At 58.0% G+C, this 19,129-nt stretch carries 27 protein-coding genes and 1 tRNA gene; 4 read left to right on the top strand and 24 right to left on the bottom strand.

Translation table 11 applies throughout. The features are described 5' to 3' along the window. Positions 1-115 precede the first annotated feature (115 nt). Positions 116-697, top strand: coding sequence for an NADPH-dependent FMN reductase (locus tag WBK19_RS00580; RefSeq protein ID WP_511285957.1), 582 nt, complete (start codon positions 116-118; stop codon positions 695-697). Positions 698-735: 38 nt separating this feature from the next. After that, complete coding sequence (locus WBK19_RS00575; protein WP_511285955.1) at positions 736-1,755, top strand: SRPBCC family protein; 1,020 nt, start codon at positions 736-738, stop codon at positions 1,753-1,755. A 16-nt stretch (positions 1,756-1,771) separates the two neighbouring features. Here WBK19_RS00575 and WBK19_RS00570 read toward each other — a convergent pair whose 3' ends face one another. From WBK19_RS00570 to WBK19_RS00540, 7 genes are all read right to left on the bottom strand, one after another. After that, positions 1,772-3,094 (bottom strand): PQQ-dependent sugar dehydrogenase, encoded by a 1,323-nt coding sequence (locus tag WBK19_RS00570; protein WP_511285953.1) that lies wholly within the window; start codon positions 3,092-3,094, stop codon positions 1,772-1,774. A 52-nt stretch (positions 3,095-3,146) separates the two neighbouring features. After that, a complete protein-coding gene (locus WBK19_RS00565) occupies positions 3,147-3,674 on the bottom strand; it encodes a hypothetical protein (RefSeq protein WP_511285951.1) in 528 nt (175 codons plus the stop codon). Positions 3,675-4,134: 460 nt separating this feature from the next. Further along, positions 4,135-4,380 carry a hypothetical protein gene (locus WBK19_RS00560; RefSeq protein WP_511285949.1) on the bottom strand — a complete coding sequence of 82 codons (246 nt, stop codon included), beginning with the start codon at positions 4,378-4,380 and terminating at the stop codon, positions 4,135-4,137. Positions 4,381-4,473: 93 nt separating this feature from the next. After that, positions 4,474-4,860, bottom strand: coding sequence for a PRC-barrel domain-containing protein (locus WBK19_RS00555; protein WP_511285947.1), 387 nt, complete (start codon positions 4,858-4,860; stop codon positions 4,474-4,476). Further along, on the bottom strand, positions 4,857-5,264 hold the full coding sequence (locus tag WBK19_RS00550) for a cupin domain-containing protein (protein WP_511285945.1): 408 nt from the start codon (positions 5,262-5,264) through the stop codon (positions 4,857-4,859). The genes WBK19_RS00555 and WBK19_RS00550 overlap by 4 nt, the downstream gene beginning before the upstream one ends. A 72-nt stretch (positions 5,265-5,336) precedes the next feature. Further along, entirely contained in the window at positions 5,337-5,660 is a 324-nt protein-coding gene (locus tag WBK19_RS00545; protein ID WP_511285943.1) for a BON domain-containing protein, read from the bottom strand. A gap of 168 nt (positions 5,661-5,828) precedes the next feature. Continuing rightward, entirely contained in the window at positions 5,829-5,984 is a 156-nt protein-coding gene (locus WBK19_RS00540; protein WP_511285941.1) for a hypothetical protein, read from the bottom strand. A 338-nt stretch (positions 5,985-6,322) separates the two neighbouring features. Here WBK19_RS00540 and WBK19_RS00535 point away from each other — a divergent pair, with 338 nt between their 5' ends. Beyond that, entirely contained in the window at positions 6,323-6,676 is a 354-nt protein-coding gene (locus WBK19_RS00535) for a collagen-like protein (RefSeq protein WP_511285939.1), read from the top strand. Between the two features lie 221 nt (positions 6,677-6,897). Here the strand turns inward: WBK19_RS00535 and WBK19_RS00530 are convergent, their stop codons facing one another. The 13 genes from WBK19_RS00530 to WBK19_RS00470 form a co-directional block, all read right to left on the bottom strand. Continuing rightward, complete coding sequence (locus tag WBK19_RS00530) at positions 6,898-7,125, bottom strand: cation transporting ATPase C-terminal domain-containing protein (RefSeq protein WP_511286277.1); 228 nt, start codon at positions 7,123-7,125, stop codon at positions 6,898-6,900. Positions 7,126-7,134: 9 nt separating this feature from the next. Continuing rightward, a complete protein-coding gene (locus tag WBK19_RS00525) occupies positions 7,135-7,785 on the bottom strand; it encodes an FHA domain-containing protein (RefSeq protein WP_511286275.1) in 651 nt (216 codons plus the stop codon). Between the two features lie 257 nt (positions 7,786-8,042). Beyond that, positions 8,043-8,207, bottom strand: coding sequence for a DUF1328 domain-containing protein (locus WBK19_RS00520; RefSeq protein ID WP_511285937.1), 165 nt, complete (start codon positions 8,205-8,207; stop codon positions 8,043-8,045). A 153-nt stretch (positions 8,208-8,360) separates the two neighbouring features. Further along, positions 8,361-9,764: a cardiolipin synthase gene (gene cls, locus WBK19_RS00515; RefSeq protein WP_511285935.1), complete on the bottom strand. Its 1,404-nt coding sequence runs from the start codon at positions 9,762-9,764 to the stop codon at positions 8,361-8,363. A 77-nt stretch (positions 9,765-9,841) separates the two neighbouring features. Continuing rightward, positions 9,842-10,144 (bottom strand): hypothetical protein, encoded by a 303-nt coding sequence (locus tag WBK19_RS00510; RefSeq protein WP_511285934.1) that lies wholly within the window; start codon positions 10,142-10,144, stop codon positions 9,842-9,844. Positions 10,145-10,285: 141 nt separating this feature from the next. Further along, the gene (locus WBK19_RS00505; protein WP_511285932.1) at positions 10,286-11,986 is read right to left on the bottom strand and encodes an ABC transporter ATP-binding protein/permease; all 1,701 of its coding nucleotides are present in this window, start codon (positions 11,984-11,986) and stop codon (positions 10,286-10,288) included. A gap of 74 nt (positions 11,987-12,060) precedes the next feature. Continuing rightward, positions 12,061-12,525, bottom strand: a complete 465-nt coding sequence (locus WBK19_RS00500; protein ID WP_511285930.1) for a hypothetical protein — start codon at positions 12,523-12,525, stop codon at positions 12,061-12,063. 9 nt (positions 12,526-12,534) lie between these two features. Continuing rightward, positions 12,535-12,978: a hypothetical protein gene (locus tag WBK19_RS00495; protein ID WP_511285928.1), complete on the bottom strand. Its 444-nt coding sequence runs from the start codon at positions 12,976-12,978 to the stop codon at positions 12,535-12,537. A gap of 27 nt (positions 12,979-13,005) precedes the next feature. After that, entirely contained in the window at positions 13,006-13,203 is a 198-nt protein-coding gene (locus WBK19_RS00490; RefSeq protein WP_511285926.1) for a hypothetical protein, read from the bottom strand. Between the two features lie 76 nt (positions 13,204-13,279). After that, positions 13,280-13,495 carry a YMGG-like glycine zipper-containing protein gene (locus tag WBK19_RS00485; protein ID WP_511285924.1) on the bottom strand — a complete coding sequence of 72 codons (216 nt, stop codon included), beginning with the start codon at positions 13,493-13,495 and terminating at the stop codon, positions 13,280-13,282. Between the two features lie 52 nt (positions 13,496-13,547). Beyond that, complete coding sequence (locus WBK19_RS00480; protein WP_511285922.1) at positions 13,548-14,159, bottom strand: hypothetical protein; 612 nt, start codon at positions 14,157-14,159, stop codon at positions 13,548-13,550. A gap of 202 nt (positions 14,160-14,361) precedes the next feature. Beyond that, on the bottom strand, positions 14,362-15,036 hold the full coding sequence (locus tag WBK19_RS00475) for a VIT1/CCC1 transporter family protein (protein ID WP_511285920.1): 675 nt from the start codon (positions 15,034-15,036) through the stop codon (positions 14,362-14,364). 43 nt (positions 15,037-15,079) lie between these two features. Next, entirely contained in the window at positions 15,080-16,111 is a 1,032-nt protein-coding gene (locus WBK19_RS00470; protein WP_511285918.1) for a phospholipase A, read from the bottom strand. Positions 16,112-16,596: 485 nt separating this feature from the next. Here WBK19_RS00470 and WBK19_RS00465 point away from each other — a divergent pair. Beyond that, positions 16,597-16,671 (top strand) — tRNA-Thr (locus WBK19_RS00465). 28 nt (positions 16,672-16,699) lie between these two features. On the opposite strand, the gene WBK19_RS00460 is transcribed toward WBK19_RS00465, so the two are convergent. The 4 genes from WBK19_RS00460 to WBK19_RS00445 all read right to left on the bottom strand — a co-directional run bounded on the left by WBK19_RS00460 (position 16,700) and on the right by WBK19_RS00445 (position 19,094). Continuing rightward, positions 16,700-16,900 (bottom strand): hypothetical protein, encoded by a 201-nt coding sequence (locus WBK19_RS00460; RefSeq protein ID WP_511285916.1) that lies wholly within the window; start codon positions 16,898-16,900, stop codon positions 16,700-16,702. A 244-nt stretch (positions 16,901-17,144) separates the two neighbouring features. After that, the gene (locus WBK19_RS00455; RefSeq protein ID WP_511285914.1) at positions 17,145-17,819 is read right to left on the bottom strand and encodes an SIMPL domain-containing protein; all 675 of its coding nucleotides are present in this window, start codon (positions 17,817-17,819) and stop codon (positions 17,145-17,147) included. Further along, complete coding sequence (locus WBK19_RS00450; RefSeq protein ID WP_511285912.1) at positions 17,816-18,070, bottom strand: GlsB/YeaQ/YmgE family stress response membrane protein; 255 nt, start codon at positions 18,068-18,070, stop codon at positions 17,816-17,818. Before WBK19_RS00450 ends, WBK19_RS00455 begins: the two co-directional genes overlap by 4 nt. Before the next feature lie 136 nt (positions 18,071-18,206). Beyond that, a complete protein-coding gene (locus WBK19_RS00445) occupies positions 18,207-19,094 on the bottom strand; it encodes a LysR family transcriptional regulator (protein WP_511285910.1) in 888 nt (295 codons plus the stop codon). Positions 19,095-19,129 lie beyond the last annotated feature (35 nt).

Genomic DNA, 19,129 nt, shown 5'->3' with positions numbered 1-19,129 from the left:
CATTTTCCGTTCGGCAACGCATATAGGCCGTTTGGGTTTCATATGTGCGATGCCGCACAGATCGGTTTTATTGCGGCTGGCATTCTCTTTTCGCCTAAATATCGGGGGATAGAAGATGAGCAAGATAAATATTCTGGGAATTGTTGGCAGTTTGCGCAAAGACTCCTACAACGCTTTCGCCCTGAAGGCAGCACAGGAATTACTGCCTGACGGCGTTGCACTGGAAATAGTCAATCTCCGGGGGATTCCGGTTTTTAATCAGGACGACGAAATGACACCACCGGCCGCCGTGCTTGAATTCAAGCAGAAGATCAAGGCTGCCGATGCGATCCTGTTCGCTACCCCGGAGTACAACTACTCGGTGCCCGGTGGCTTGAAAAACGCCATCGACTGGGCGACCAGGCCCCATGGTCAAAGTGCATGGCAGGGCAAGACTGCGGCCATCATGGGGGTTTCCATCGGCAACTTCGGCACCGCCCGGGCCCAATACGATCTCCGGAAAATTCTGGTGGCGCTCGACATGCCGGTCGTTGTTCAGCCCGAAGTCATGATTGGGAACGCAGCCGATCGTTTTGACCTGAACGGCGTGCTGACTGATGAACGAAGCCGGCAACTTATCGAAAAATTACTGAAGACGCTGGTGCAACTGGAAAAGTCAGCTCGCCGGGCCAGGGGTGATTCGGTCCTGCCTTCATGAAAACGAGAAGCGCCGGAGGCTCAGCGACTGAATATCACTTGCTGACAATCTGGCGCATCGATGCACCACTGGCTGATGTATACGAGGCCATACTCGATTCCGGGCGCTGGCCGGAGTGGTGGCCGGGCATCGAAAAAGTCGAGTCGACGGTACCCGGCGATAGCGATGGCATCGACAGCATACGACGCTATTCCTGGCAGGGTGACCTGCCCTACCCGGTGGTTTTCGAAGTACGCGCCACACGCATCGAAGCACGGGTAGCAATCGAGGGGAGCGCCCGGGGCGACCTTGAAGGAACGGGCCGATGGTTTTTTACCCACAATGGTGAGGTCAGCGTCGTTCAATACGAATGGCATGTCCGCAGCATGCGGTGGTGGATGAATCTTCTCGCCCCGCTGGCTCGTCCGATGTTCATTCGCAACCATGTGCGGATCATGACGCAGGGTGGAGAAGGACTTGCCCGGCGACTCGATGCGGCGCTGGTCGGTCAGGAAAATATCGACTTGATGGCTGAAAAAGATGAGACCAAGGCAATGCCCGGACACATGCGGGAAGGTGGGATGATCAATCCGTTAATCTTGCTGGTTGTCGGTATTGGCGCCGGCATTCTGGCAACAGTTGCCCAGATCGCCCTGTGGGGTCTGGCCGGCATGCCCATCCTCGAAACCCTTTTTCGCGATGCCCGCCTGACAGCGGCCGTGCTCATGGGGCCCGGGGTTCTGCCCCCACCGTCGACCGCCCAGTGGGACATCCTGTTTGTCGCCACGCTGATCCACTTTGCACTGTCGATAGCTTACGCATTGCTTCCCGCCGTGCTCGCCGAGCGCCTGCCTGCCGGGCAAGCCATCACTGTCGGCGCCCTCTACGGGCTGGGCATTTACGTCATCAACCTATACGGATTTACCGCACTATTCCCATGGTTCTCGGTCGCCCGTGACTGGGTAACGCTGGTCACCCACCTCGTTTTCGGGATGGCGTTGACCGGCGGATGCTGGTGGTTTGCCCAAGGGTATGGAAAATCGAAACTGGGTCTGGGACGACAGTTTCCGACCGCATAAAGACGTTCCCAGCCGCTCACTGGGCAGTCACCCGCCAGATCACATTGCCAACATCATCGGCCACCAGCAAGGCGCCGTGCTTGTCGAGCGCCACACCGACCGGTCTACCGCGGGCGTTGCCTTTCCCGTCGAGAAACCCGGTCAGCACATCGACCGGCAGAGCGCCATCATCCGGTTTCCCGTTTGCGAACGGAACAAAGACCACCTTGTAGCCGCTGTAGGGCTGGCGGTTCCACGAGCCATGCTGACCGACAAACATGCCGCTGGCGAAGCTGGCCGGCAAACTGGTGCCTGAGGACGATGCCAAACCGAGCGAAGCGGTATGCGGCCCGAGCGCGTAATCTGGCGCGATCGCCTTGGCGACCAGATCGGGACGTTGAGGCGTGACGCGCTCGTCGACATGCTGACCGTAGTAGCTGTAGGGCCAGCCATAGAAACCGCCGTCACGGACTGAAGTCAGGTAATCGGGAACCAGATCGCTGCCCAGTTCATCGCGCTCATTGGCCACCGTCCACAAGGTGCCGGTCTGTTTTTCCCAGGCCAGGCCATTCGGATTGCGCAGTCCGGAGGCAAAGACCCGGTGCCTGCCGCTGCCGATGTCGACTTCCCAGATCGCTGCCCGGCCTTCCTCGACTGCCATTCCGCGTTCGGCGACATTGCTGTTCGAGCCCACCGTCACGTAAAGCTTGCTTCCATCCAGGCTGGCAATCAGGTTCTTGGTCCAGTGGTGATTGATCGGCCCCGCTGGCAGCGCCACCACTTTGCGACCGGGAACGGTGATCAGCGTGTCGCCGGCGACATAGGGAAAACGCAGCACGGCATCGGTGTTGGCTACGTAAAGGTCGTTGCCCACCAAAGCCATGCCGAACGGGGAATTCAGGCCTTCGAGCAGAACCGAGCGAAAATCGGCGACACCGTCGCCATCGCTGTCACGCAGCAGCGTGATGCGGTTGGCGCTGGCCACACCGGCTCCCGCCCGTTTCATCACCAAGCCCGTCAGCCAGCCCTTGATGCCTTTGGCGTCATCCGGCTTTGGCGGTGCATTGGTTTCCGCCACCAGCACATCACCGTTGGGCAACACATACAACCAGCGCGGATGATCCAGGCCGTTGGCAAACGCCGCGACGCGGGTACCTGGCGCGGCTGTCGGCTTGGTCGCGGCCGGCCAGCCTGTCGCCGGGGCGATATTGACGGTTGGTATCACTGTCTGCACCGGCGGTGGCAGCGTCGGATGCAGCCCGCTGCCAGCCGAAACCGGCAGCGTTGCCATCTCGCCGCAGGCGGCGAGTGACAGCGAGGCCAAACCGGCAAACCAGCTCATTGCATGAAACAGTTTCATTTTGTCTTGCCTCTCCTGATCGAAACGCTGGCCACGAAGGGCAGACCCGGATTCACACCGTGCTGACGGCATCCTTGAATTCACCAACTGCCGCCTTGATGACTTCCCGTGCTACTTCGGTCTCATGCTCCGTATTGGTCTGGACCAATAAAACGACCTGACCGCTGGCAATCGCATCGCGGACCAGATCGGAAAGCCAGCCCTCCTTGCGTTCGACATCGGTGTTGGCGCCGGCGGCAGCCCCGACAAAAGCGCCGAGACTGGCACCCCAGCCCAGCATGACCAACGGGGCCACCAACGGGCTGGCAATGAACAGGCTGACATTGGCTGCGACCAGCGCCAGTTGGGCAATGGCGCCAATGCCGGTGCCCACTGCCGTGCCAATGGCGCCGTCGACCAAGACATTGGTCAGCACCTCATTGTTCTCGCCTTTAAGCTCGGTAACGGCAGGTCCGGATTCGGCATCGAACAGCTGCAGCTGGGCGCGCGGCAGTCCGCGCGCAACGAGAGTGGACAGCGCGCCTTCGGCTTCGGCACGGTGAGCAAAAAAACCTGATACGTGATGGCGATATTCGTCCATGTCTGTTCTCCTTTGGATGATCCGTAGGTTACGGATGACAGTTCAGGCTATCCGAACGAATCTGTCGCATCTGTGCGCCATCACACCCAAAAACACGCCGGAAACTGGACTGGAAAAATCCACTATGTGCGCCACCAGACAGAAGACCATTATCATAAATATCAGAATGGCCATGGGTGTTCGGTTCCCCGCCTCTACATGAACACCCTGAGTACTTCGCCCCGGACGGCTTGGCCGTTCCGGGCTTTTTTTTGCGCCCGCACATGGAGAAAACCCGGCGATTTCAATTTTGGCCGAAATTTCCGGTTGACCGTGGGAGAGCGAAAGTCAAAAAAATCCCGGCTTTTTGGGAGCCGGGACAAAGGCAAATCAGCCCTGCGTCATCAAACGGGTCTGAGCGTGGGAATAGTGACTTCCCGATCAATCGGCAATTCAACTGCCAGGGACAGTGTCGCCGTCGTTACCGTTCGTCATGACGCGTCTTGTTGAACACGTCAGTTTCCTGGGCAATTTTGTGTGACGATTTTTCGGACATCTTGGCCGAATCCCCAAAAAAGGCCTGCCAATCCAGATCGGATAAACGCAACACTTCCATCTCGGGGCGTCTCCGTTCGACAATGTGACGCCGGTCGAAATGGCCGGCCGGCAAGGCGGAGTCAAACTGGCGTCTTTCCTGACGTCCGCGATGGTTGTCTACAACATCCATGTTGCTCTCCTTGGGTGACTTCTCCGACATGAACCTGGCAGAACGACTTGACTCTCCCGGCGGGTGATAATCCGCCGCCGACGAAATCAAGGGTCAGAAAGTGGTGCCGTAGTAGGCGTTAACGCGCTCGGCAAAAGTAGAATCGGCCATATTCGGCCAGTGGTCGGGATCGAAGCCCGGCGCATCTTCCAAACGATCTTTGTCGACATTCATCAGGAAGCGCTTGTTTTCGGTATCGATAGTCAGCGCATCCCAGGGAACGGCAAAAAGCTTTTCCCCCAGGCTCAGAAAGCCGCCGAAAGACATCACGACATAACGCACCTTGCCGTTCTCGATATCCAGCATGAACTCCTTGATGCCGCCCAGCTTTTCACCTTGCAGGTTATAGACATCGTCGCCCTCAAGCGTGCTGGCGCTGAGAACCCTTGAGCCAAGTCGGCCAGCACTCACCAGATCGGTATTGATTGTTGCTGCGTTCATTTGATGTTCCCTGGCTCGGTCGTTTTGCCATTGAAATGCTCGCTATCACCTTCTGCATCCGAACGGCTTTTGTGAATGACTCCATCGCGATGATTGGGCGGGGCATAGAGCGTATAAAGCTTGAGCGGCACCGTGCCGGTGTTGATGATGTTGTGATTGACCCCGGCCGGAACGAGAACGGCAAAGCCGGCTTTGATCGGCGTCCGGGCGCCATTCAGCACCGCCTCGCCAGCGCCTTCCTCAACGCGGAAGAACTGGTCGACCTTGTGAATCTCGGCACCGATGTCTTCCTGTGGTTTCAGCGACATCAGGACGAGCTGGGAATTTTTTGCCGTGTATAACACTTGGCGAAAGTCGTCATTCTCAACGGCAAGTTTTTCAATATCCTGAACATAACCGCTCATCACAACTCCTTTTTGTACGTCCCGGTGCTATGTCGCAGTCCGGGACGTCGGGTTGATCACAGAAAATGCGGATCACTTGTCCGCCACGACCTTGATCTGATTGTTGACTGCAGTAACGCCTTTTACGGCCTTGGCGATCGACTCGGCCTTGTCTGCGGCGCTCTTGCTGGAGGCCGTACCACCGAGTGTCACGGCGCCCTTGTGATCCGTATCGACGCTGATATTGACAAGGCTGGACATTTTTTCGGCAGCCAGTTCAGCCTTGATCTTGGTGGTGATGACCGAGTCCTTGACCATCGTGGTTGCTGAAGATTTGTCTGAATCTGCCGTATAGCCGGCCATTGGGAGCATCAGTGCAGTGCTTACAAGAATGCTTGCAGCGAGTTTGATTAACATGGTGTCTACCTTTCACGGTTATCGATAGTTGAGCACGGCGAATTTGCGCTGATATCGTTTACTTGCTACTGCAACGCCAACCAGTGCTATGCCGTGATGCTCATATTCCATGGACCGAATCGGCGACTCGGTTCGCTTGCACACACATGGCAAAAAAACTTGCCCGGCCTAACGAGCACCCTTGTGATCCTTGGCACCGCTATTCCTGTGCCGACCGGCGATCTCGCGTTGTTCGGCCTTCTGTTTCTGCTTGATCACTTCCTCCGAATAGGAAGGCAACGCTTGCCCGGATTTGGGCGGCGTTTCTTTCGGTTTCTGGTTCATGGAGGTTTCCTTTCAGTCGATGAATACGATGGCCAGAGCGAGCGCCAAGAACAACATGATCGCCGGAAGCATGTGGTCAATAACGAGGCTGCCTGCCGCGATAAGGTCAATTGAATAAAGCATGCCGGCCCCCCCATGTCGTGATGGGCTATCAAACCCTGCAACCGGAAGGCAGTCAGTGTGCTGGCGAACACTGGTGAAAATCGTATTTAGACTTTGGCACCAAGCGACAGCGATCAGATTCAGGCTGTGCGTGCCAGCCAACAGACCTTGCCCTTTCCCTCAATCACGCTGGGGTATGCGGCTTTTCGGCCGCGTATGACACAAGAGGAAAAATCATGAATAAATCACTCAGCACAATCCTGATCATCGCCGCCTTCGGTTTGGGCGCTTGTACCGGACCGGCAGGCCCCCAAGGCGAACGTGGCAGTACAGGCAGCACCGGTAATACAGGCAATACCGGCAGCACGGGCAGCACCGGCGCCAAGGGCTCAACCGGCAACCAGGGCAATACCGGATATACCGGTGCCCAGGGCGAAACAGGCACACAAGGCAACACTGGCGCCGTCGGCGATACCGGTGCGACCGGGAATCAGGGGAATACCGGCGCGACGGGAGCGAAGGGAAAGACGGGCTCGACTGGCACAACGACCAACGGTAGCACTATCGTAGTCGTCCCGCCGACGCGCTGATTTCGTGGTGATCTGACACGGGGAAAGACAACTTTCCCCGTGTCAGTATTCCGGAGAAAACACCATGAGAAACCCGGTTCGATCACGGGCAACATCGTGACAGCAATGAATCCCGCGGTTGACCGGGATTGCTACGGTCAACCGGAAAAAACAGCCAAAAATCAAATCATGTAGTGGCGAATATTCGCCTCAAGCGATATCTACAAATGACCAGCCATCGCTCAGCGCGGGACAGCCTGCCATCGATTAAAGCCACGCTTGGCAATTTCAACGACAACCAGATAAGCCAGCGCCATGCCCGCAAGGATGAGATAGAACCTGACTGGCAGGGGCACCAATCCGAAGTAGCCTCCCACCGGCGAGAACGGCAGCACGGCACCGAGCAGCGCGACACCCAGCGAGGTGGCGACCAACACGGGATGTGGGCGGCTCTTGAGCGGGTCTCTTATCGGAATCGGCTATTCAACGAGTCCCATCGTCTGAAATCGCATGATTTCAGCACCCTTGGCTGAGGCTGGCACACCAAAGCTGAGCATGCCACGGCCAAACAGGAGAATTTCCTTGTGATGAACCAACATCTCGGCCTGTTCATCAAATGTCACGAAAGTGCCATTTGTGCTCTTGTCCACAAAAACAAAGCGGTCGAGACGTCGCTCGATCCTGCCGTGCTCGCGGGAACAGCGGGTCGATCGAACGATCAGATCACTTTCTGGCAGGCGACCGATCCGGGTAACTGGTTGGCTCTCGTCAAGCATTGTCTCGACGCCACGAAAGCGCAGTCGGAGCCGCCCCGCACCACCCACGGCATCGGCAAGGGCCAGGCTTAACGCCATCTGGGCTGGTTCCTGTGCAGGAACCTGAAAGACCCCCAGGCGCCGCTTGCCACAATTGAGTTCGACCTCCGGCACTCTGTTCCCGGCCAGTTCCAGCCAGGGGAAAAGCTTGGCTCGCCTGGGGACGCCAAGCATGATTCGACCAGGCGGCGCGATGACCGACAGGTTGGCTGCAGGATTATCCCCTTCGGCCGGGAAATAGCGCCCTTCCTTGGCCTGGTGTCCGGCGCATAGACCAACCCCGACTGCCACTGGAAATCCGGAATGCGGCGGCAACTCCGCCACCCGGTGATGTATATCGAGAGCCGATTTGAACGCCGCAGCGCCGCTACCAAAGAAAGCCATCAACTTGCTGCCCTGGTAATCGACCAGGCGACCACCGTGGGTTTCTACGGAGCGCCGAATGCGTTTGGCACAGCGTTCAATCACATACATGCCTTCGGGGTCGCCAAGACTCCGCAGCAAGCTCGTTTCACCAGCAACATTCACACAAAGAACGGCCAATGGGTGTTCACTCGTTGTATTCAAGTGGATCACTTCCGTCGCATCAAACCCATGACGAGCGATACCAGAAACAGCAATATGAATATGAAAAACAGAATCTTGGCGATTTCAACGGCACCGGCTGCGATGCCGGTAAAGCCGAATAGCGCAGCAATCAGCGCGACAATGAAAAATATTATGGCGTAACGCAACACGATGACTCTCCTGTTAAGTGTCCGGAAAATTGTGTCAATGAGCCAGCAACAAGGCTACTGATTACCATCATGATCCTGCGCCAATTTCCGATCTGTACGCCAGGGCACAGATCCCGGGTTCCGGCTTGGGTCGACGAGCAGGGCGAATTGGCGCTAAAGCAGCCTCTGCAACAGGCTGGCACCCCACTCCTCAATACGTAGCAACAAGGATCGGCTCTCCCACTCCTCGAGCACGATCGTTTCCGATGCAGCGAGGTCTCTGGCAATCATATGCATCATCTGCTGGGCAAAGTCGCGGCCGAGGACAACGGCGTTGACCTCGTCGTTGTCGAGAAAGCTGCGCCAGTCAAGATTGGTTGAACCAACACAGGACCAGACACCATCGATCAGCGCCGTTTTGGAATGAAGCAGCGCCCCGCCTCGCTCATGGATTTTGACCCCGGCCTTGAGAAGGCTGGAATAGTTTGAGCGGCCGGCATGAAAGACTATTTTCGAGTCTGACCTGCTGGGCAATATCAGGTTCACATTCACGCCACGCCCAGCTGCATCGCTCAAGGCCTTGCGCAGTTGAGGATCAGGAACGAAGTACGCGTTGGTCAGATAGATGTCTTTTTCGGCATTACCGATGGCCGAGATCAAAGTCAGGTAGATCAGGCTATACGGGTCGTCCGGCGTGCTGCCGATGGCACGGACGATATCCTTGCCTTGTGCGGTCAACCGGGGAAAATAGTCTTTTTTCAACAGCGGCTTGCCATGCTGTTTGGCCCAGGTTTCGATGAACAGTTTCTGTAGCTCAGCGACCACCGGCCCCTCGATTTGCAAATCGGTATCGCGCCAGGCGATTGCACTTTCAGCAGTCTTTTTGGCACGCCTGGAGCCCGGTATCGACGAATAAACTTCGCTGATATTGATACCGCCAATAAATGCGATCTGCCCGTCGACGACCAGCAACTTCCGGTGATCACGATTGTTGAACTGCCATTGGCCTTTGGCGGTGAGTGGGTTGATGGGGTTGAATTCAAGCACATTGATACCGCCTTCCCGAAAGCGGTCGAAAAAGGCCAGAGGCGTATTGATACCGCCGAAACTGTCATAGATGACATTGACCTGGATGCCGCGTCGCTGCTGCGCCAGCAACAAGTCGGCAAACTTGCGCCCGATCTCATCGTCCTCGATGATGTAGGACTCCAGGTTGATATGGTCGCGGGCAGTCCGGATGGCGGCAAACATGGCGGCATAGGTGGCCGCGCCGTCTTGCAGCAAAGTGACCTTGTTGCCGACAATCAGCGGGCTGCCGACGATGGCTTGTTCCAGCGCGATCTGCTTGTCGAGAATATCGATATCGCCGGATTTGCTGTTCAGGTCAGCGATGATGGCAGCACTTTTCTGCGCCGATATCGCCCCGCGCGCACTCTCAAAACGGGCAGCCTGCACGGAATGCCGTTCGATGATGGCCGCGCTATCCGGTAGTGCGGCGCAACCGGCTGCAGCAAACAGCAGAAGTGCAGCCGGTATGGCCTGCTTCAGCAGAGAATGTACGCGACTCAGGCAAAGCATGAATCCATCTCCCGCCCACGGCAGCAAAAGAGCAATTGCCCTTTCGCTGTCGTTATCTGGCTTGGCTTAACGGATGCTCAGCGCGCTGGCGCTGGCGGAACGACAACAACCGTTTCGCCACCGGGTTTTCCTGGCTCGCCGGCTGCACCGGTCGCCCCGGTTCCACCGCTTGAACCAGTTGCTCCGGTGTCGCCAGTCGATCCGGTCGCCCCGCTTGAACCCGTCTGTCCGGTCATGCCGGTCGAGCCGGTGGCACCTGTTGGGCCGGCGGGTCCGGGCACCGGGACTGTAACCACGGTGGGCGTCACGACGGCCGGTTTGTCGCAGGCGCTGATCGCCAGTGCAGCCAATACCGCTGCGAAGATGTTTGAATATTTCATGTGAATTCCTCCTGGCCATTAAACGAGAGCCCATCCGCTTGGCAGCCAAGCAAGCACCGGGAGTTACCGGTTCAAAGTACCCGGATGAGTTTGCCATCTCCGTTCGGTGGCGCACAAAGCACTACCGCGCCAGCGACAAAATCATTCAAATCGATAATCGCTTGCGGCATACAGTTTCCAGTCGCCATCGCCGCTCAGTTCCAGGACCTGCTGGTGATATTTCAGGATGGATGGCCGATGGCCGACGCTGATCAACGTCGTGCTTGTCGCCGCCAACTGTTCATACAGACTCTCTTCGTTGGCGATATCGAGGGCGCTGGTCGCCTCGTCGAGAATGGCGTAGCGCGGCCCGATGAGCAGGACGCGGGCGAAGGCCACGCGTTGCTGTTCGCCGACAGACAACACCTTGCTCCAGTCGAGTTCGGCGTCCAAGCCGTCAAAATGGGTGGCGATATCGGGCAGATTGACCTGTTTCAGCACCTCCAGCAGCACCTCATCGGTCGGGGCCATATGCCCGTTCGGATAGAGCAACTGCTGGCGCAAACTGCCCTGGACCATGTAGGGCCGTTGCGGAAGAAACAGCATTTCCGTGCTATCCGGCCCGATAATGCGGCCGCTTCCCGAGTGCCAAAGCCCGGCAATGGCGCGCAGCAGCGAACTCTTGCCGCAGCCGCTCGGGCCGACGATCAGCACGCCCTGCCCCGGACTGATATTGAGCGACAGATTCTTGAGCAAGGTGCGCTCGTGATTGGGTGTCCGCAGCGTCAGATTTTCGATGGACAGTTCGGGGCCAACCGCAAAGCGGATGACCCGTTCCCCCGGCGAAGATGGGCCGCCACTGGCGACAAGATACTTTTGGAAGGTGTCGAGACGTTCGATTCCCGCCGCGAACTTGCTCAGGTTGTCGAAGTTGTCGATGATCACAGTCAGCGCACTGAGGATGGCGGCGAAGGCACCAGCGGCCTGAACGGCACGGCCGACTTCAAGTTCACCTGAGATGACCCGCTCGGCAATGATGGCGCTGGGCAGTACGACGGTCAGAAAGCTGTAGGCGAACTGGAACAGATTCAGTTTCAGTTGTACCCCGATTAGTTTGCTGAGGTTCTCGAAGATATCGTTGAAAAACCCGCCAACCTGCTTGGCCTCCCGCCCCTCGCCGCGATAGAAGGCGATGGCTTCAGCGTTTTCACGAATGCGGACCAGGCTGAAACGAAAATTGGCTTCGCGCTTGAGCTGATAGAAGTTGAGCCCGATCAGGATTTTGCCGAAAACCAGCAGCGTCACCGCCGTGCCAGCCGCCGCATAAATGAGCAGGAAGGCGACCAACTCCCGCGAAATGGCCCACAGCACGCCGGAGAATGCAATGAGCTGAAGCAACGCGCCGAACAGCACCATCAGGAACTGCAGTGAGCGCTGGGTGAAGGTATTGATGTCCTCGGCAATCCGTTGATCCGGATTGTCAATATCGGCGCTGGCATTCAGTTCGTAATAGGCGCGATGGCTGAAGTATTCGCCGAGAAAGTCCCGCGTCAGCCAGCGCCGCCAATGCAGCGCGAGACGGTCGCGGACATAGTAATAAAAACCGAAAACGGGCACCCCGACAACCAGGATGCCCAGGCTTACCTGAATGGAAAGCCAGAAACGGTCGATGTCCTTCGCCGCCAACGCCGACGTGAATTCGCCCGTCTGTTCGTTGAACAGAACGGCAAAGCCGGTCTGCCCGAGCAGTAGCAAAATCAGCAAAACGAGCAGGCGTCTGGCTTGCCACTTTTCATCGCTGGACCAGTAAGGCGCGGCAATTTTGCGAAAACGCAGCCAGAGGTGGCGATTAAAGCTGATCATGCGATGGAGGGGCCTTTTCACCCCTTTTCGGCCGACGGCAATTTGCCGAGCGGCCGGTCAAACCGGTGGAATATTTATTCGCCCTTGGCGACAAAGCGCAGCTTTGTCGTGTTTCCCGACGCTGAAACCCGAATGTGCCGGGTTTGCCACGCCCCGTCTATTTGAACGGCAATTTGATAGCGGCCGGCCGGCAGTTTCACGTAAAGCAGTGGCCCTTCGGTCACGCCGGAAGCTAGCACCATGCCGTTGCGACGGCTGACTGTAAAGGGAATCGCCGCCAGATAGTGGCCATCCCGACCGGTCAGCAAGACTTGAACGTTATAGGCCGTCGCTACCGCGCGCATTTCGCTCATGGCTTCGTCGCCGACGCCACCGCTCAGCAAGGAAACATCGGCCCCTTGGCTGATTTCGGATTTGGTTTTTACGGCATTTTCGGGGTCGGCCGCAAGCACAGCGGAAGATCCCAGAGCGGCAACCAGCGCGACTATCGCCAGGCGGATCGGAAAACGCCTTCCGCCATTTTTCGTAAGACTGTTCATGGTTTCACCTCAGCGATTCTGTCCACGGTCATTGCCACCCCGATGCCGATCATCCCGGTCGTTTCCACGATGATCGTCACGTCGTCCATCATACCGATTGTCCTGACGATGACGATTGCGTTCCTGATAACGCGGAACATACTGATCGTTGTACCAGCGCTCCCGAACGAAATAGACCCGTTCGTCACAGGCATTGTAGGCTGCGCAATGCCGGCGCCAGTTTTTGGCATGGCCCGGTGGCACATGCAGGTAGATCGGCTGGCGCCCGGACGGACCGCGCCGGATCATTCGGGGCTGCGAATAGAGCAATTGCGGCCGCGGATAGTCACCAATGTCGATTCGGCCATAAAAGCCGGGCTGGCCGAGCGTGACCGACACCCCGACATCGGCAGCTCGTGCCGGAACCGAGACGCCGCCCAGCACTACTGCCAGCAGTAACAGGTTGAAATTCATGGTGAAACTCCTTTGTCCGATGCCGCGTTATTTCTTGTCACCCTGTGCAGCATCCTGAATCTTGTCGCCGGCCTTTTCGACTTCCTGACCGACCTTTTCCGCCGCCTGATCAACCTTCTTGCCAGCCTGCTCGACCGGACCTTCCTTCTTCTGGCAACCACTCAGAGCGACGAGCAGCGCAGCCAACATGACCGCTGCGCTCAGTGTTTTTCCTGTTTTGATCATTTGCTTCTCCTTGATTACGCCATCAATGGATGCCCCGACCGATCCGGCCGAGCGCATCGCGTCTGATCACGCTCCCTTATTTGGCAACTTCGTGACCGATGACACCACCAACGACAGCACCACCGACGGTTCCGGCAGCACTGCCGCCGGTTAATACAGCGCCACCGATGGCGCCGACACCGGCGCCAACCGCGGTATTCTGCCCTTGCGACGACATGCCGGAACAGGCGCCCAGACTGAGCAAGGCGGCCACGACGACAGCGTTGAGCGAGACTCTCTGCATATTTTTCATGGAACTGACTCCTTGGAACGATCTTGTCTGACGCCTGTACTGGCGTCAGCTATTACTTGTTGAAACGCGCCTTGGCCTGGCTCAGGCAAGAGTCCTTGGCAGCACCCGAAAAGGTGTCGCACTTTTCCTTGGCCACGGCATAGTTGGCATCGCTCTTGTCTTCAGCGGCGTCCTTGCGGGCTTCAGTACCCTTCTTGCTGGCATCGCTACGTGCATCAGCCGTCTTTTCGCCAGCCGTGGTATTTGCTTCGGAGGTCTTCATTTGTGCCTTGGCGTCAGCCTTGGCTGTGGTTTCTGCTGCCTTGGCTTCCTTGACGCAGACATCCTTGGCATTGCCGGCCAGGTCGTCGCACTTTTCGACTGCCACGTCGCGATCAGCCTCGGCCTTGGCGACGCGGGCTTCGTAGCTGTGCTTCTGCGTCGGCTCGTAGGCAGCCTTCAGTTCGGCTTCAGCGACCTTTTCCTTACCCTTGGCTTCAACCGCGCAGACATCCTTGGCGTTGCCGGACAGCGAACCACAGGTGGTCTTGGCGGTCTTGTACTCGGCCGCGATTTTTTCTTTGGCGGCCTTGTAATCGGTTTTTGACATGCCTTCAGCCAATGCGCCGGTGCTGAAAGCCAGAGCGACTGCGAGTGCGACGACATTGATATTGAGCTTGTTCATGTTGTTCCTCGATGGGATTGATTCTTTCACCGCGACAGGTGATGCCGCTGTCTTCACCAGAATCGCGCAGCGTGACTGCGGCAGCGACTCTCCGCAGAATTAACTGCGATGGGTTCGGATGAATTCAGCTTATGGGCTCGGTGCTGCCCCATCTGTCCGTTGGCGCACATAAGGAAAATCTGATCGCCTTTGCTGCAAAAACTCAGGCGCTGACCCCAAACAAGGCACCAACGCCGGCGGTAATCGCCATCGCCAGCGCTCCCCACAGCGTCACCCGGAAGGTTGCGGACAAGACCGGCGCGCCACCGGTAGCTGCGGCAATGGCACCGAGCAGGGCAAGAAACAGCAGCGCACTTCCGGCTACAGCCCAGGCCAGCCAGGTAACCGGGGCGAGCAGCACGATCAATAAGGGCAATGCAGCGCCCAGCGAAAACGTCGCTGCAGAGGTCAGCGCCGCCTGCAGGGGCCGAGCCGTTGTGGTATCCGTAATTCCCAACTCATCGCGGGCGTGTGTGCCCAGTGCATCGTGCGCCGTCAATTGCGTGGCGACGACCTGGGCAAGTGCTGGATCGAGGCCCCGCTTGACGTAGATGGCAGCCATTTCTGCATGCTCACGGACCGGATCGGTCGCCAGCTCCTCGCTTTCGCGCGCCAGATCGGCGCGCTCAGTATCCGACTGGGAACTGACCGAAACATACTCGCCAGCCGCCATCGAAGAAGCACCCGCCACCAGCCCGGCAACGCCGGCAATCAGGATGGCCTTGGCATCGGCTCCGGCGGCGGCGACACCGAGGATAAGGCTGGCCGTGGAGACGATGCCGTCATTGGCGCCGAGGACGGCCGCACGCAGCCAGCCGATGCGCGTGGTCCGGTGCATTTCAGGGTGCCGGCTTGGTGACCGGGCGCGCACTTTCGATCCCTTAAAACTGGAACAGCGTCAGCCCCAGCCCGAGGCTGGTCTGCCGATGGTTGTAATCAAGCAGGGTCTCGCCGTAGCCATGGAACAATTGCACATACCAACGCAGGCCGGCAGGTTGATCGGCGAACACCGGATGGGTCCAGTCGAGTTGCAGCGAGCCGCGACTCAGCGAATCGTAATTGGTCCGCCAGGTCAAGCCGAGCGTGGATGTTCCAGGCAACCAGGCCATGATGACTTCGCCCCGCCCGATGTAATCGACAAGATCGGGGTTGTCATCTTTGCCCTGCACGCGAATTCGTTGATTGTCACGAATCTGGAGGCTGAAGTCGCCATGCTCGAAACCGGCGCCCAGGGTAATCCTGTTCCAGCTCCGGGAAAGCGGGTCGGTCTGCCCGTTCGACTGGTGGGCAAAGCCCACCTGCAGCATGCGCAGGTTCCAGCCCAGCGGCAGTTTTCCGATTTTCTCTGGAACGGGGACGACATAGATCATTTCCGGCTGGTAATCAGTGCTGCGAAATGGTGATGAATCGCCGGAGTCCCACAGCTGCCAAAGTGAGTGCTGGGTATACGCAGCCCACAGATCGGCACCCGGCAACAGCAGGTCTTCCGCAATTTTGGCGCGCAGGGAAATTTGCAGTTTGGCCTCGACGCTGCGGTAGTCCCGGTTGCCCGCACTGGCCGGCTGCGTCGGGCTGTGCGGTGTACGGTTCAGGTTCGACGTGTAATGCATGGGCAGCAGGAAGTTGGGCAGATAGGTGCGTACGACAAAGGTGTTGCGTTTGTCGGCAGGGCCAAGCTCCCATATTTTCGACATATTCGACGATTCGCGCTGGCTGTCGCTGGTGACCACCTGCGCATCGACCTGGGCATCACTGATCGGTTCGCTCCCGGCTTTCAGTCGCTTGTAGGCGTTGTCGTAGCAGGCCAGTCGCAGGCGATCATCTGCTTCGTCGGCACATCCCGTCAAAGGCTCGACGGCCATCGCAGACCCCGCCAGCCAGGCCAGCACAAGGGCAGCCATCTTCTTGCTCATAATTTTCCCCGTTACCACACCCGCCCTTTCGGCAGTTGGCACCAAGGCTACTCCGACCAAGTTCAACGTCTGTTGGCTGGCACACATACCAGGCTGGCATCTTTCGACCAAATTGAGACCGTAACTTGGCAAGGAGCGAAGTGGCTCCATGAAATAACGGCATCTAACCCAGCGAACGATACAAAGGCGCGGGGAACATGCTCGAGAAGTCGCCGTCCGTTAGAAACGATCACGGACGACCATCCCTGACGCAACATAGCGTCTCAAACATTAAATTTGCCAAACACGGCGGCCACTACGCTGTTACAATGCGCCCCGCTTGAACGTGATCACCAGTCGCGTTACAGGTATCCAGAAATTCTTTGGACACCCAGGCGCATAGCAATTGACGGTATTTCGACGGTATCCAAAAGATCAAATCGGAAGAAATTGAGTAACCACAGCCTGTTCTGCGGTTACTTTGACCCCGTCAGGAGCATCAGGTTGCCCATGTGGCTCAGTGGTAGAGCACTCCCTTGGTAAGGGAGAGGTCGGCAGTTCGATCCTGCCCATGGGCACCATCCCGCTTGCCTTCGCCGCCCGGCGAATTTACTGCTTTGTAGCGGGCGAGCCAAACTGCTTGAGCGCCGAGAGAAACTCGCTGAAGTTTGCTTCACGAACCGTGATGTTGCTCAAGGTGTCGCGAAGGCTGAATACCGACAGATCGATTTCGCCAGCATGAGCATTCCCCTTGCTGGCAACTTTGCTGCCAGTTTGCGTTGGGGTTGCCTTTGTGCTGGTGAAGGACATGTTCCTGTTTTCCTGTGTCGATGAGTTCATTCTGCCCTGCGCGTTCCGAGGTGTCTGTGAACAAATTCACAGAGCATTGCCAGCCAGAGAAATTTATTCCGCCTCTCGCCAAATAAATTATCCAAAACAGTGACTTGACCGATATAAATTGCAAGGCACGACATTTCAAATTCGGGCGAAATTTCCGGTTGACCGTAGCAACAGCCCCAAAGGGCGTTGGGTTTCAAGTTCAATGCGGGCACATTCAGTCGGCCAGTTCAATCTGCCCGCTAACATTGGTCGTGACCAGGCTTTCGCCGGCCTCCAGCGGAGCCGGCGCTGCCTCTGCCACCATCATCACGTCACGGGCAGCGCGCATCATCGGCATGGGCATGCCGCCGCCCTGCTGAACGTTCAGTTGCTTGATCTTCCAGCTCTTGCCAAGCTGATCGGCGATCACCGCGGCACGACTCTGGAAGGCGACAATGGCCTCACGAGTGGCTTCATCTTCGACCTTGCGCCGGGTTTCGGGCGACGGCAGCAAGCTGACTTCGCCGACTGCCAGGCGCATTTGCTGCAGCTTGCCGAGCAACTCCGAAACGCCGCCCTGATCCTTCGATTCAAGAACCAGTTCGCTGCGCATGCGCCAACCGTCGATCTTTTGCGCCTGACCGTATACCGGGTAGGTCGACTGCTGGCCACTCTTGACCGAGATGCCAGGCTTGCTGCGAATCAGTTTGAGGGCCTCGGCAACATCGGCGTTCACGCGTTGGGCCAGTTCAGCCGGATTCTTGCCGCTGGCCTCGCTATACACGCTGGCGCGCACCATGTCATTGGCGGCCGGGCGGCTGGCGTTGGCCGAGAGATCGACCAGCGCGCCCGCCTGGGCAGTCGCCGCGGCCAGGCAGCCGACGATCAGCATGATGAGAGCCCGGTTCATTGCGGAGCCTTGTCGCGCAGACGGCCATAGACCACCAGCAGAACGATGGCGACAACCACGGATGCGACGAATCCGGCGCCCTCGCCAGCCCGGTACCAGCCCAGAGCCTGGCCAACCATGCCGGCCACGAACGAGCCGCCGACGCCAAGCAGGATTGTGGCAATGAACCCCATATTATCCTTGCCGGGGTGCAGGAACTTGGCGATGACGCCGATTACCAGGCCAACCAGAATGGTCCACACGATTCCCATTGTTCAAACCCCTTTCACGTGACTATCAATGCCAGGCGCAAGTATCGCCTGTCATCAAATATTAACGCGCAGGCCGAATGATGGTTGGCGTGACTCGGTAAAGAATTGTTATCCGATAACTCGGCACTCCGGCCTGCTACTGCCCAGCCAGCCGTTCGGCCAGCGTGTCCATGAGCACCCGAACCCGGTGTGGCACATGATGGTTGCTGGGCAAAATGGCGTAGATGCCGAGCTCGGGAATCGGATAATTGGGCAGAATTTCGACGACCCGGCCAGTGGCCAGAAAGGTATCGGCAATGAAATCCGGCTGGCAGCTGATGCCCAGCCCCTGCGCCGTCGCCTCGGTCAGCACGTCGCCGTTGTTGGCGTTGAGGCGGCTGCGGATATGAAAGCTCTCGAGTTGCCCATTGACCATGAATTGCCAAAGCTGGCTGCTACCGGCGTTGGTGTAGCCGAGGCAGACGTGATTTGCCAATTCGGCCGGATTTTCCGGTTGACCGTGGCGACTGAGATATTCCGGCGCAGCGACGACGAGCAGGCGGCTGGTCCCGATCTTGCGGGCTACGTCACCCGATTCCAGGCGCCGGGTGATGCGGATCGACAGGTCGATGCCTTCCTCGATCAGGTTCACGCGCCGGTCGCTATAATCCATGTCGAGCGAGACTTCCGGATAGCGCTGCGAGAAATCGAGCAGGATGGGCGCCAGCCGTTTCATGCCGTAACTGAGTGGCAGGCTGATGCGGATGTTGCCGCGTGGCGTCAGGCGCTCTTCGGCGACGCCGGTTTCGGCCGCTTCAACGAGGTTGAGGATGACCCGGCATTTTTCGAGATAAGCCGTGCCGCCCGAGGTCAGCGCCAGGCGGCGTGTGCTGCGCGCCATGAGCTTGACGCCGAGATGCGTTTCCAGCGCGGCGACCTGCCGCGTCACCACCGAGCGGGCGACACCCAGCTGCTGCGCCACCGCCGAGAAACTGCCGAGCTCGGCCACCCGAACGAAGAGATGCATGGCTTCGAGGCGATCCATTGTTGCAACTCCAGCAATAGTAATTTGCACATTGT

It is taken from the genome of Azonexus sp. (assembly GCF_049652925.1).
Classification (GTDB): Bacteria; Pseudomonadota; Gammaproteobacteria; order Burkholderiales; family Rhodocyclaceae; genus Azonexus.
This window is presented reverse-complemented; position numbering and strand designations above follow the sequence as displayed.